The sequence below is a fragment of the Salinigranum marinum genome (assembly GCF_024228675.1).
GTDB lineage: Archaea > Halobacteriota > Halobacteria > Halobacteriales > Haloferacaceae > Salinigranum > Salinigranum marinum.
The window spans coordinates 2,339,228-2,351,840 of record NZ_CP100461.1; the positions used below are offsets into that span (position 1 = coordinate 2,339,228).

The window sequence follows — 12,613 nt, forward strand, 5'->3', positions numbered from 1 at the left end:
ATTCAGAGAGGAAGGTTGCGACTCTCCGGTCGGCACCGAGGTAGTCGGAGAGGTCATCGAGAGACGGAAGTTTCGGAAACCACCCGCTCGGAATTAACCGTCTCTCGTCTCTCGTCCGTGGTATGTCACGGAGCTCAATGAAACGGCCACTGCACGATGAGACTGCGAGGGGGCCAACGCTCCCGTCGCTCGACCCAGGGCTACACCTCGTCGACATCGACGAGCGTGCAGTCGGAGTCGTCCAGTCGCTCGTCATCGACCACGTCCTCACAGATCAGTCCACTGGATCAACAGCAGTCTGGGTCGATAGTAACGGCGTGGCGACGACCAGTAGCCTCTCGCGAGTGGTCCCGAGCATGCGCCTCCTCGAACGGATTCGAGTCGCCCGAGCGTTCACCGCCTACCAGCACCACAGTCTCGTCTCACAACTCCCCGAGGATGTAGACGAGAGCACGCCGCTCGTCGTCGTGCCGGAGTTCGAGTACCAGTACAGGAGCCCGGACATGCGGTTCGGTGTCGCACACGATCTCGTCGAAACGGGGATTCAGACACTCTCGACGCTCGCTCGCGAGCGTGAACTTCCGATACTCGTGACGAGAGAGACGACGGCACCACTCAGCGCTCCGATCGTTGAAGCGGCCGATTCGGTGCTCGGGTGTGAACTCACGCGGTTCGGCCCGCGATTCGTTGGAGAAGAGTTCGAAACACTCGTGTATCCCGTCGATGGCGGCTTCCAGACGACGCTCTCGTACTGGGCGGAGATCCTCTCGGTGCGCTTCCAGGCAGTACAGGAAGGGTCGACACCTCGCTCGCCGTCCGTCCCTGCATCGACGGATTCAGTCCCGATGTCTCCTCCGGAGGTGTCTGTCGATGGGACGCACTAATCCGACCTACCGAGAGACCATCCGTGGGCTCGAAGACCAGTGGCAACCCTTTCGACGGGCGCTCCGCTGTCGTGATCAGTCTCACTTCGACCGACTGTTCGAACACGCCCGAGCCCACGCTGATGCTGGTGGTCTCCTCAATCATCAGTTCGCTGAACTTCCGTTGCTGCTCTCGATACTCGTCGAACAAGAACGTCGACTCAGCACGCTCGAACAGGCGATCGATAGCACGCAGCGAGAGGCCGAGGAGACCGACTGATCGAACAGCACCTCTCACGCCGAGCGACTGGACGCGTGACAGAAACTAGATCTACAGCGAGACAAGCCGAGTGCTTCGGGGGGTGACCCCGAGGCAGTTCACCAGTACACCGATGCCATTCAAATTCGAGTTCGACGAGGACGGGACGGTCACGATGTGGAACACAGCAGCAGCCGGGGCCGGGTACGTTCAGGAGACGGACTACCAGCCGACGATGTACGTCACAACCGACGAGCAAAACCTCGATGGGCCTGCCGACCAGCTCCGAGACCTTCCATTAGTCGACACGGTCTCGGTCGCAGACAAGCGTCCGAGTTGGCGTCACGACGTCGAACGCGTGCTCAAACTCACGATCGCTGGCCCGCCCCGAGCAACGCAGACACTGGCACGTCAGATCCACACGTGGGAGACACCCGGGACGTACCGGTGTTTCAACGTCGATTTCTCTCCGCAGTTCCGCTACTGTCTCGAGACAGAGACAGATCCAACCCCACAGACGGAGCTATCGACACTGTCGCTCGGTGTGGACGAACTCGACGTGGCGAATCCGCCGGTCGAGACAGTTCGCGTCGATGGCGACCCACTCTCTGGACCACCGCCAGACCTTCTCGATCGTGTTGCAGCAGCCGTCGAAGAGCGTGACCCAGACGTCTTGATCGTCGACACGGCTGAACTCGTCCGCGTTCTCTTCGAGATGGCTGACGAGAGAGGAGACGCGTCGTTCAAACTTGGCCGGGAACCCGGATGTGAACAACTTGCCGAGAAATCGACGTACGCGAGTTATGGCCGTGTTGGCCACTCACCCGCTCGGTACGACGTTCCCGGCCGAGTCATCGTGAACCGCGCGAACACGTTCTTTTTCCACGAGACCAATCTGGAGGGCTGTCTCGATCTCGTTGCTCGGTCACAGAAGCCACTGCAGGAACTCGCGTGGGCGTCGATCGGCAACGTCCTTACCGCGATCCAGATCCGCAAAGCCCGGTCGAGAGACGTGCTCGTGCAGTGGAAGCCGTGGCGTCCAGAGCGATTCAAAACGATGCGCCAACTCCACGACGCCGACCGTGGCGGGGTCACGTTCGCACCCGACGTCGGACTCCACGAAGACGTCCACGAACTCGACTTCTCGTCGCTCTATCCCAATATCATCATCACGCGGAACATCAGCCCCGAGACGGTCCGATGTGACTGTCACGACCGCGAAGACGTGCCCGGACTCGGCTATAGCATCTGCGATGAGCCAGGCTACCTCCCGGATGTGCTCGAACCACTCGTGTCAGATCGAGACGAGCTCAAAGACGCGCTGACGGACGCGACCGATCCTGATGAACGAAGTCGTCTCAGCGGGCAGTCGGACGCCCTCAAGTGGATCCTCGTCTCGTGCTTCGGCTACCAGGGGTTCTCGAACGCGAAGTTCGGCCGGATCGAATGTCACGAGGCGATCAACGCGTTCGCTCGTGAGATCCTCCTCGACGCGAAGGAGGTCCTCGAAGCGAACGGCTGGGAGATCATCCATGGAATCGTCGACAGCCTCTGGGTGACGCCGATGGATGGTCATGTACAGACGCCACTCGAAGCACTCTGTGCAGAGCTTACGGAAACGACGGGGATCCGTCTGGAGTACGAGGACGCCTACGACTGGATCGCGTTCTGTCCACTGCGCGATAGCGAGGCTGGCGCGCTCACGAAGTACTTCGGACGCGTCAGCGGCCGAGGCGAGTACAAGTATCGGGGCATCGAGTGCCGACAGCGAAGTACGCCACCGTTCGTCGCCGCAGCGCAGCGTGACCTGATCGAGACGTTCGACGAACACCGGACCGCAGAGGCAGTCCGTAACCGACTCCAGTACTGGCGCGGACGGCTTCGTCGTGGCGACGTCGATGTATCGGAACTCGTCATCGACAATCGCGTCTCGAAGACGCTGGACGGGTACACGCAGTCGACCCGAAACGTCGCGGCGCTCGAACGCGCCGCGACACTCGGGCTCGATACGTCGGCAGGGGAGACACTGTCGTACGTGGTCGCGAACGACGACTACGAGACGGCGTCACGGGTGCGCCTCGCCACGGAGGCAAGTGAACGATACGATACCGAGTTCTACGACGACCTCCTCGTCCGGGCGGCGACGAGCGTGCTCGCACCGCTCGGATGGCGAGAGCGGCGACTTCGCGAATATCTCTCCGAGACGACGAACACGACGTTGCAGTCGTTCACCGACCGTTCGTGACCCGAGGGAGAACACAACTTGGGAATCACTGGCGTGCTGCCGCCAGATGAGCTGCTATCGCAAACAAGAGTTTGTCGCCCCCAGGAAGGGTGCAGGCGCAACAATGCCTGCGTGATAGTAATGGAAAGAGACACATCAGAGTCATCACGAGAGGTTTCCCAAGATCAGCTGAATCGAGCGATGACCGATCTCGAACGGTGGCTGAGCACCCATGCGGAAAGAGGCGTGCCTGACTGCGCCCTCGTCGCGCTTCTCCAGACGTACGCCTCCGGGGTGGAAACACTCGGATACGTCCCGCGTAAATGGCCGGATATTCATGTGACGTTCGAGTCAGCGGAGACCGACCAACGGCAGTGACCAGTCCTCTACACTGACTCGGCAGCGGTTGCCGATCGTGTTGGCAACGAAGGCGTGTTTATTTGCCCCAGAGGGGCGGGGGCGGGGGCATACGGACTTGCGATGCACCGAGTGTAGCGCAGTCGACCCCGATCCTCCGGAGAGAGACCCAATGCCAACAGAGACGAACGATCGACACCCGCTCGCTCGACTCGAGTTTTCGAGTCGCGTGCGGAAACGCGCACAGTACGAAGCGTTCGAGTTCAGCCTCATCCCAGGTGGAGTCCGTGTCCGGAACGGCAGCTACGCCGACCCAGAGAACCACGAGTACGACGTGGCCATCCGTGACGGCGTTCCGGTCGCGTGCAGTTGTCCAGCTGACACCCATTTCGACAGTGCTTGTAAACATCGCGTCGCCGTCGCGATGCGACGTGCGGTTCTCGATGCGGCCACTCGGATGCAGGCAGTCACCAGTATCCGTTGCTCTGCGACCCAGTCAGAGTCCCCTTGACCGGGATCGCAGCAAAACGGGGTGTGCTCGTCCCTCGGGACGAATCCAGCGTGAGATGGACAGGTCATGAGCGCCACTCGGAGCAAATGACTGCGCTAGTTCGCTCATATCATATCAGGACTCGTCTGTCAACTCTGCACAGGTCAATACGACTCTCGAAGCACGACCGTGCCGGTAGCCGTCGAGACAATGACGGTGTCACCACCGTTGTTCCAGAGTGCGCCGTCTGCGTCCCAGAACAACTCTGTCTGAGTGTTCGTGCCACTTCCAGTGGAGAGCGTCAATTGCTCACCGGGAGCGAGCGTCATTCCCTCGGGAATCATGTACGTGTGCCCGGCTTCGTCGGCAACGGTCCACCCCGAGAGATCGAGCGTCTCGGTACCCGTATTCTCGAACACGAGGTACTCGTCGTTGAGGTTCTCGTTGTCGTTCCCGGCGGCGTCCGCGTGGATGCGGACGAGTTCGAGCGGCACGGACTGTCCACTATCGGCGAGGGCCTCGGTCGCGGTCACCTGCGACGCGCCGGCGAATCCCCAGGCTCCCGTTCCCTCGTCTCTAGCTCGACGTTCGGCCGCAGCGAACTCGTCTCGTCGTGAAAAGTCCGTGTCGTAGAGGCGGGCGTAGCCACGTTCGATGAGACGCTGGTTGAACGAGCGGTCGTCACTGGAACTGGAGAGTGAGAGATACACCAGGAGGCGACCATAGCTCCCGCGGCGGTCAGCCTGTGGGTCGGTTCGGATCTGAACCGTTTCCCCCTCGAGTTCGGTCGTTGCGAACCGACTCGCGTTCTCTCCCCAGTTCCGGAGCCACGCTGCTCCCGCATCGGTGTCGGGGATTCCCTCCCACTCGCTCGGGGCTGTCTCGGTGTGTACCTCGGGCGTGTCGACACCCAGTAGTCGAACGGTCTCCTCTTGTCCGTCCGAGAAGCGGACGTCCATCGTGTCGCCGTCGGTGACGTGAGTGATGGTCACCGTCACACCACGAGCGAGTGACTGCTCTCCGGCATCAGTGGTCGGAGATTCAGTGGGGGAGACACCGGCCGTACAGCCAGCGAGTACGAGGAGTATCGAAACGACGAGCACACGAGAGACGGAACTGCACACGGTATCGCCTGTCCCCGACGGGACTAAGCCGTAATGGTCACCCAATGGTGAGAGGAGGGATATCGCGATGAAAAAGAAAGCCGAATCCGGATTGAGGCCGTTTGACCTCTGTCTTGAGGGCCAGGGAGGAGAGGTATATGTTCGTTGCCGTTGATGTTCGTGCCACTCTCCTGGGCTGTTCGAATGTTTAGAGAAATTATCACACAATCGCAGTCGGTCTGTGCCGTGTCAGGTATCCCATCGTGTCAACTGGTTGTATGCAGCCTCACCATGGCTGACACGGAGAACGGAAGATCGAAAAAGAGTGTACGTGGGGAAATTCCTGCAAATGAGACGGCAGTCCGGTGCCGCAGACCGAGGATTCCCTCTGTCAGTAGATCGGTATTCGATGGGATCTCTTCTGTATCTCGAACATCACTACTGACTGTTGCCGAGGAGTTCGTGTGAGTCGCACTGAATAGAGGGCGCGTCTGCGGCACATTCAAATCCACGAACTCGCGTGGTAGCACACCGACTATAGAGACAGGGTCTTAGAGATACAGTCGCTTCACTTCGGGCTCCTCACCGCCGGTAGAAATCAGTTCCACACTCGGTTGGAGGGCGGAACGTGACTTACCGACTCGTGCCGTTGCGCCTCCCGACAATCCTCGAAGCGCTCCACGTAGCTCCTCAGTCCGCGTATGGACGTGACCCGTTACGACCAAGTCTACCGGTATGTTTGCCTGCTCGCGGACTTCGCGGAGCGAGCAATCCGGACTCTTACTCTCGCTGAATGGCGAGAGGGACTGGTGTACGAAGAGCATCGTGCTCATGCTGTCAGGTGCACGTTCAAGGTCGGGGACGAAATCTGCCCAGTTTGACTGGTAGTCGATTCCATAAACCGCGACGGCATCGTTAATGCTGTCATACCGGGGGCCGAGATGTTCCGCTAAATTGTCGTCGACGAATCGGTTCATAACCCGCCGACCAGCCTGGCGCTCATGATTACCATAAATGAAGTAAAACGGGATCCCGCTCTCGGCAAGCGCAACGAGACCCTCCCGACAGAGTGCGATTTCCTCTGGACTGATCCCATCCCCCGGATTGTGGAAGAGATCGCCCCCGTGAATGACTGCGTCGACATCCATGCTGATCGCAGCTTCAATTGCACGGTCGAACCCGTTTTCGGGAGAAATCGGCCAAGACGAGCCGCCATAGCTGTGTGATGTCTTTCCGAGATGGCTATCAGTTGCATAAAGAATGTCGGCCCGTCGTCTGTTTCGTTTGGGACCGAGGTACTCGACAACAAGCGATGACGTGCCGTGTGGGACAGTTCCAGATGGCCAGACGTTGGCCGTGACTCCACCGAGACGATACCAACAGCCCTCCTTCCACTCGCAGTTCGTCCCCTGTTCTGAACTCGTCCACACGATAAACTGGAACCGAGTCCCCTCGACATCCTCAAGGCTCAGTTCGTACGCGCGGTTCTCTCTCTGGGCCTTCGAACGATTGCGAACCCGAACGACCATCTCGTAATGACCGTCTTCCCCGAGTTCCCGATAGGTTACAGCCATGGCTGCTCAGATATGACCAGCACAAAAAACGTCGGGAGCTAAAAATCAGTTGTGAGATTATACGGGAAGTTCAATCCGGGTCAAATACTGTACCGGACTCATCCTCTGTCTGCAGCACGGCACACCGACCAATATCGAGTAGGTTCAACGAAGTCAGTCAGTACTGTTCCCACAGCGTTTCGATGCGCTCTTCGATGATATCGAGGACGAGGCGGCTCATCTCGCGATGGTCAGTAGGCCACTGAGCGTTCTCTGCGTCGGTACGGCTGGCGGCCGGCGGCGGGTGGAAGTGATCTCTCGAGTTATGTGCGTTCGGATGCCGATCCCATCGATATTTCCACGTGCTGTCCAGGCGCTCTTCCTGATAGTGGAAATTAAAATCATCGTTGCGATACCAACGAATCTCAAAACGAGCGGACACCTCACTCGGATAGTACTCACTGGACAGCTCGACGCGGAGGTGTAGGTTCCCCTCGTTGTGCATTTCTGCCGACTCGAACGTTCGACTCCCGGCGAATCGAGAACGCATCCGTTCCAGCACTGACCGGTCTATCGGCGCAGGGCTCGCGCCATCGTCTACCGGCACCATCCTCAGCTGTGTGACGAGGCCGTGGAGCCAGCGACTTTTCGCCTGGCGCGCTCGTGAAGACCACGCTCCTCGATGGCGGTAGCCCAATCCCCAAGTTCGACGTAGACATCGTCAATCTGTTCTGCGTCGAACTCGAGGACATCGACTTCGGCGGGCGAGTCCGCACCGTATTCATCGCGGTACGCTTCGATCTGGTCGGTCAGCTCCGATACCCGGGTCTGTAACTCGTCGATGGTGTTCTCTCGCGCCAACTCGTTTACGCGTCGCCACTCGAAGTAGTCGTCGTTGCGCTCGTACCTGACCGGCCGCCCCTCGTGCCTGATGACGATACCGAGACCAGCATAGAACGAAAGATGCGTCCGTGCCGATTCAGTCGAGCAGTTCGCCCGCTCAGCTATTTCGGCAGCCGTCATCGGGTCTCGGGCGTGTAACACCGCACCGTACACGCGCTGCTTGGTGTCCTCGCCCTCGAACGGTCTCTCGAACGAGGGCGGGCCGTCACGGAGGCGATCGTCCGTCATATCCCCACCAACGTGACTAGCATATATATTCCTTCCTTCAGATGAAATATATTGCTTGAGCCGGTCGTCTTGTTCTGTGAATCCGTTATTTCGTCCCTCTCCCGTTGTATCTGATCTCGGTATCTCGCGTCAGTGACCCGTTACCACCATTCGATCCGGAGTGTCGAGTAGCCCTGTCGACGCAGCCCGAGTTTATTCGCCCCTGAGAGGGTGCGGGGCGCAAGGAAATGCGTCGCGCGGGATACCGATGTCGCTAACAGACACCTACGACACTGGCTTCGATGAAGAGACCGGCAAAACCATCTCAGCAGAGGAGTGCCCGGAGTGCTCTGGTCAACTGGAAACAGCGGGCGGTGAAGTCGCCTGTCTCGACTGCGGTCTCATCGTCACCGAATACTGGATCGATCACGCGGCGACGCCACGATCGTTTCCCGAAGACGAGAGCCAGACCGAGCAGACGGGCGCACCGTTGACCATGACGCGGCACGACCGAGGGCTTTCAACCGAAATCGGGTTCGGCCGTGACGCACACGGGAACGCACTCTCAGGCCGAACGCGCCGGAAGTTCGGCCGGTTGCGTCGCCATCAGAACCGCGCACGGTGGTCCTCGAAGCGGGAGCGGAACCTCGCGTTCGCCTGTGGGGAGATCGCGCGAATCACGAGCGCGCTCGATCTCGGCTGGGACGTTCGAGAACAGGCGAGCGCGCTCTACCGGGAGGCGATGGCCGAACACCTCGTCGTCGGGCGGTCGATCGAAGGCATGGCCGCGGCGTGTGTGTACGCAGTTTGTCGGTGTGCTGGACAGGGTCGAACTCGCGAGGAAGTCGTCTCGGTCGCGAACGTCGACAAATCGGGCGTGTCAACCGCCTACCGAGCGGTCAACACCGAACTCGGGCTCGAGACCGCGATCATCCGGCCGCGAACACTCCTCCCGCGTCTCATGTCGGAACTCGACGTTACCCTGTCGCCGAACGCTCGTTGCCGGGCCCAAGAGTTAGCCAAGCACGCAGCGGAGACAGGCATTGCGAACGGTCGGCGACCGTCAGGCGTCGCAGCCGCATGTGTGTATCTGGCGGCGACTGAATCGGGATGTTCGGTGACTCAACAGGAAGTCGCGGCGGTCGCCGAGACGACGCCGACGACGATCCGAGCACGGTGTGAGGAGCTTCGAGCGGGCGCTGTGTGACGGTGGTCTGACCTACGACAGGGCCGTCTGGACTCCATTCTCAGCGTCGTGTCCCACATGGTGGTCGAATCGACAGTCGCTCAGCGAATTTTATTGCCCCCTGGGGGGTGCGGGGCGCGCAGAAGCGTGCCTCGCAGAGTAGCCATGACACGAAATAAAACCACGACCGTGTTCGCGGGTGTCGACGGCCGCGCGGACGCACGGCTTCCAGACTGGTTCGCCGAACAGAGCGAAGTGACCGACGCAGATGCCGTCTCGTTTGCCGAAGTGATCAGAGCGCTGCCACGCGCAGTCGAGACACGAGTCGCATACTACAACCCGTACGACGAGTCGTGGGTCGAGACGCCGCGATTCAACGCACTCGTCGAGCCGTCGCGGGTAGCGAGGAACGCACAAAACGAAGAGCAAATCCAACCTGATGGTGGGGAACTCTCAGCGTCGGTGGGGGAAGGTACACGGGGAGCGGTCGACGGTGACGGGGCGCTGTTCCACATCCCGACGCAGTCGTATTCGGTGATCAACCCCACAGATGTCTACGAGCCGTTCGAGCGCGTTCTGCGTGAGACGACGGTCGACGATCGGTCACTCGGAGAGGTCGTGTTCGGCGAGATCCGGCAGTACCGCGGTGGTGGCGAGGTACACATGGACGTCATGTTCGACGGTCTCTCGGTCGACCTCCCGGATCGGCGTGACCCCATCACGATGGGACTCACCTCGGGCTACGACTACTTCGGGGGACATGCGGTCTACGTAGAAGGGTTGCGTAACTGCTACGAAAAACGGGCGTGATTGGTAGTGTTCGGTATCAAACCCACTCCAAATCTTTATATGTATATCTAATATATATGTTGGTAATGGCTGAGTTCACGTTCGAGGGACAGGAAGTAATCACGAAAGAAGTCACCAAAACCGGGACGGGAGCGCACGTCTTCGTCCCGAAAGACTGGCTTGGAGAAGAAGTCGCAATTATCCGCCTCGACACAGACTAACCCACCAAGAATGGCGTCCACACACCTCTCACTCTCGATTCGACTCCCCTTCGAGGAGCAAGAGCGCCACGCTCGATTAGACACCCTCACGACTCACGTAGCAAATACGCTCATCGAGCAATACTGGACGCCCGAACACCTCGAAGGGATTGACGACTACTCATACCAAGCGTGGAAATACTTTGACGAAGACGAAGCGTTCGCAAACGTTGGCCTGTACCTCCCAAGCCGGTACAAACGATGCGTGATGCAGAAAGTCGGAGAAACACTCCGCAGTCACGCCGACAAACGCAAAGCCTTCCAGTCCATCCAGTCCGTTCTTCCCGACCTCAAGATTCGCCGTATCTACTCCCGACGAATCAAAGAACAGCTCTGGGATTCTGCGACGTATCTCAAATCGGGGTACGTTGACTTGCTCATCGGACAACTCAACTCGTACTACGACCGTCACGGACGGTTTCCAGACTCGTATTTTGAGATGCAAGAGTGTCCCACGTACTCGAAAGGCGTTCTTCCGTACTCCGCAGACGACGGGCCAACTTCGGGGCAGGCTGTGAAATACGAGCGCGACGAAGACACACAGACGCTTACAGTCAAACTCAAAACCCCTGACACGCTCAAACCCGAGACTCGTGGTGACTGGACGTGGACTGAACACGAGTTGGACGGCTACGAAGCGTTCCACGAACTCCTCGAACACGGCAGTCTCTCCGCACCCTCATTCCACCCCACGCAGACAAAAACTGGAGACAACTACTACGACCTCTCGTTCCCAATCGAAGTCGAACACCAAGAGAAAACTGATGACGTTGAAACTGTCTTAGCGATTGATGGAGGTCTCAGAAAAGACGCCACCGCAGTCGTCGTGAACGAAGATGGGGAACAACTCTCTGTCCCGCATTTCATCCAGAACACGGAGCGAGAGCGAATGAGGAATCTCGCTCGTGAACGCAACCAACTCAACTCCAAGTTGGCATATTTGCGCCGTCAGGGGCGTGACCACACGGATTCGTTCAACCACGTTCAGGCAGAGTACGAGCGTGTGAACAACAAGATTCGGCACAAGCGAGAGCAGTTGGTTCACGATGTTGCAAACCAAGTTCTTGCGCTCGCGTTGGTGTACGACGTGGATGCGATTGTTCACGAAGACTTGCGGAGTCTCTCACCGCCTCGTGGTGAGGGACAACTTTCGTGGGAACTCAGTTCGTGGGCGCGTCGAGAGATAATCTCAAAAATTGAGTATCGAGCGGGAATCGCTGGACTGCACGTGGAGCGAGTGCATCCGGGTAACACGTCTCGGTCGTGTCCACGATGTGGTGCGACTGGTCACACTACGAAGTCGCCTGACCACTCGTTTGAGGTGTGGTGGGGTGGGCACTTCCGGTGTGATAATGCCCGGTGCGGTTATCAAGCCGACCGAGATTACGTTGGTGCTGTCAACGTGGCTCGCGTGTTTTACAGTAACTCGGCAACGCTGGAACACGGTTTTAGGTCCTCGTATATCGGGGATTCTGAAATCGTGCCAGCTAGCCGTTCCGCTGGCTCGCGTCTCGCGTTCGGTGACGCTCCCGTAGCGTATCTCGGACAGTCGGAACAAGATGTGACTGCTGGTGGTGGGTCGGCGTATATCGCGCCCGCTGTCACCCCGACAGAGACGAAAAACAATAGTAGCAAACCTTCCTCGTCAAGCCCAGCGACGTGTGGTGTGTCCCGTTTTGCACGGGTCACTACCAATTGCTACCGAAAATAGGAACGGTTCGCCCGCGATACGACGTGTGCAAACTCGATCCGCTCACTCACCGATCGCGAGACAGTGAAACACGTCGGTGAGGTCGACGCGTTCGGTCCGTGGTGGGAGCAGATCCTCGGGCAGGTGGAACTCGTCGCCAACGACCTCTATGCGTTCATCACCGACGCACAGGAGATTACGGTAGAGTTCACCCAGATGCCGTTCGACGTCGAAGAGTTCTACACGCTTCTGAGCTTCCCAGCGTATCTCTCAGAACGAGCAGCGAGTGACGCCAGAGCGAACGCATCAACTCCGTTCGAGATCGATATGTGGACGCTCCATTCGGGAGCCACCTACGCCCTGACGCACTTTTTCACTGGGAAGGAAGGGTCGGCACTCGACGGATACGTCAGAGCGGCCAACGACCTCCTGTTCAATCCTGAGGCGAGCCTCTCACGCGTCGAACAGGCCTATGAACGGGAGGCAGAGTCGGAAACCGACGGCGCCGGACAGACCGGACTGGAAAGCCAGTTGGCACTCGCACAGATCGAGCGTGTCAGCAACGGCGTTCAGGAGAAAGCGACCCAATTCGAGGAGCGTGAAGAGACACTACGGGAACGGTTCGCTGGCCCGGTGGAGTAGCTCTGTTCAAATAATACAGAGGCGCACTGTAGGAGCTGAACGTATCGATGGGAAGAACGTGCGTATCGAGCGACGAAAAGAGAGGTG

At 59.0% G+C, this 12,613-nt stretch carries 11 protein-coding genes and 2 pseudogenes; 9 read left to right on the top strand and 4 right to left on the bottom strand.

Features of this window, described 5'->3' with window-relative positions; translation table 11 throughout:
• Window positions 1-122 precede the first annotated feature (122 nt).
• The 4 genes from NKJ07_RS11605 to NKJ07_RS11620 all read left to right on the top strand — a co-directional run bounded on the left by NKJ07_RS11605 (window position 123) and on the right by NKJ07_RS11620 (window position 4,214).
• A complete protein-coding gene (locus NKJ07_RS11605) occupies window positions 123-884 on the top strand; it encodes a hypothetical protein (RefSeq protein ID WP_318566978.1) in 762 nt (253 codons plus the stop codon).
• A complete protein-coding gene (locus NKJ07_RS11610; protein WP_318566979.1) occupies window positions 871-1,143 on the top strand; it encodes a DUF8156 family protein in 273 nt (90 codons plus the stop codon). Before NKJ07_RS11605 ends, NKJ07_RS11610 begins: the two co-directional genes overlap by 14 nt.
• A 112-nt stretch (window positions 1,144-1,255) precedes the next feature.
• Entirely contained in the window at window positions 1,256-3,367 is a 2,112-nt protein-coding gene (locus NKJ07_RS11615; RefSeq protein WP_318566980.1) for a type B DNA-directed DNA polymerase, read from the top strand.
• 508 nt (window positions 3,368-3,875) lie between these two features.
• The gene (locus NKJ07_RS11620) at window positions 3,876-4,214 is read left to right on the top strand and encodes an SWIM zinc finger family protein (protein ID WP_425504646.1); all 339 of its coding nucleotides are present in this window, start codon (window positions 3,876-3,878) and stop codon (window positions 4,212-4,214) included.
• 143 nt (window positions 4,215-4,357) lie between these two features.
• Here NKJ07_RS11620 and NKJ07_RS11625 read toward each other — a convergent pair whose 3' ends face one another.
• The 4 genes from NKJ07_RS11625 to NKJ07_RS11640 all read right to left on the bottom strand — a co-directional run bounded on the left by NKJ07_RS11625 (window position 4,358) and on the right by NKJ07_RS11640 (window position 7,980).
• Window positions 4,358-5,185 carry a lamin tail domain-containing protein gene (locus NKJ07_RS11625; protein ID WP_318566981.1) on the bottom strand — a complete coding sequence of 276 codons (828 nt, stop codon included), beginning with the start codon at window positions 5,183-5,185 and terminating at the stop codon, window positions 4,358-4,360.
• Between the two features lie 662 nt (window positions 5,186-5,847).
• On the bottom strand, window positions 5,848-6,870 hold the full coding sequence (locus tag NKJ07_RS11630) for a metallophosphoesterase (RefSeq protein WP_318566982.1): 1,023 nt from the start codon (window positions 6,868-6,870) through the stop codon (window positions 5,848-5,850).
• Window positions 6,871-7,027: 157 nt separating this feature from the next.
• Window positions 7,028-7,399 carry a toxin-antitoxin system TumE family protein gene (locus tag NKJ07_RS11635; protein WP_425504764.1) on the bottom strand — a complete coding sequence of 124 codons (372 nt, stop codon included), beginning with the start codon at window positions 7,397-7,399 and terminating at the stop codon, window positions 7,028-7,030.
• A gap of 62 nt (window positions 7,400-7,461) precedes the next feature.
• Window positions 7,462-7,980, bottom strand: coding sequence for a DUF7342 family protein (locus NKJ07_RS11640; protein ID WP_425504647.1), 519 nt, complete (start codon window positions 7,978-7,980; stop codon window positions 7,462-7,464).
• Between the two features lie 247 nt (window positions 7,981-8,227).
• On the opposite strand from NKJ07_RS11640, the gene NKJ07_RS11645 reads away from it, so the two are divergent.
• From NKJ07_RS11645 to NKJ07_RS11665, 5 genes and pseudogenes are all read left to right on the top strand, one after another.
• A complete protein-coding gene (locus NKJ07_RS11645) occupies window positions 8,228-9,166 on the top strand; it encodes a transcription initiation factor IIB (protein WP_318566985.1) in 939 nt (312 codons plus the stop codon).
• Between the two features lie 144 nt (window positions 9,167-9,310).
• A pseudogene (locus tag NKJ07_RS11650) lies at window positions 9,311-9,925 on the top strand (hypothetical protein); the annotation flags it as partial.
• A 95-nt stretch (window positions 9,926-10,020) separates the two neighbouring features.
• Window positions 10,021-10,155, top strand: a complete 135-nt coding sequence (locus NKJ07_RS11655) for a DUF2080 family transposase-associated protein (protein ID WP_318566987.1) — start codon at window positions 10,021-10,023, stop codon at window positions 10,153-10,155.
• Between the two features lie 10 nt (window positions 10,156-10,165).
• Window positions 10,166-11,905 (top strand): transposase, encoded by a 1,740-nt coding sequence (locus NKJ07_RS11660; RefSeq protein WP_318566988.1) that lies wholly within the window; start codon window positions 10,166-10,168, stop codon window positions 11,903-11,905.
• A pseudogene (locus tag NKJ07_RS11665) lies at window positions 11,906-12,526 on the top strand (hypothetical protein); the annotation flags it as partial.
• Between the last annotated feature and the right edge of the window lie 87 nt (window positions 12,527-12,613).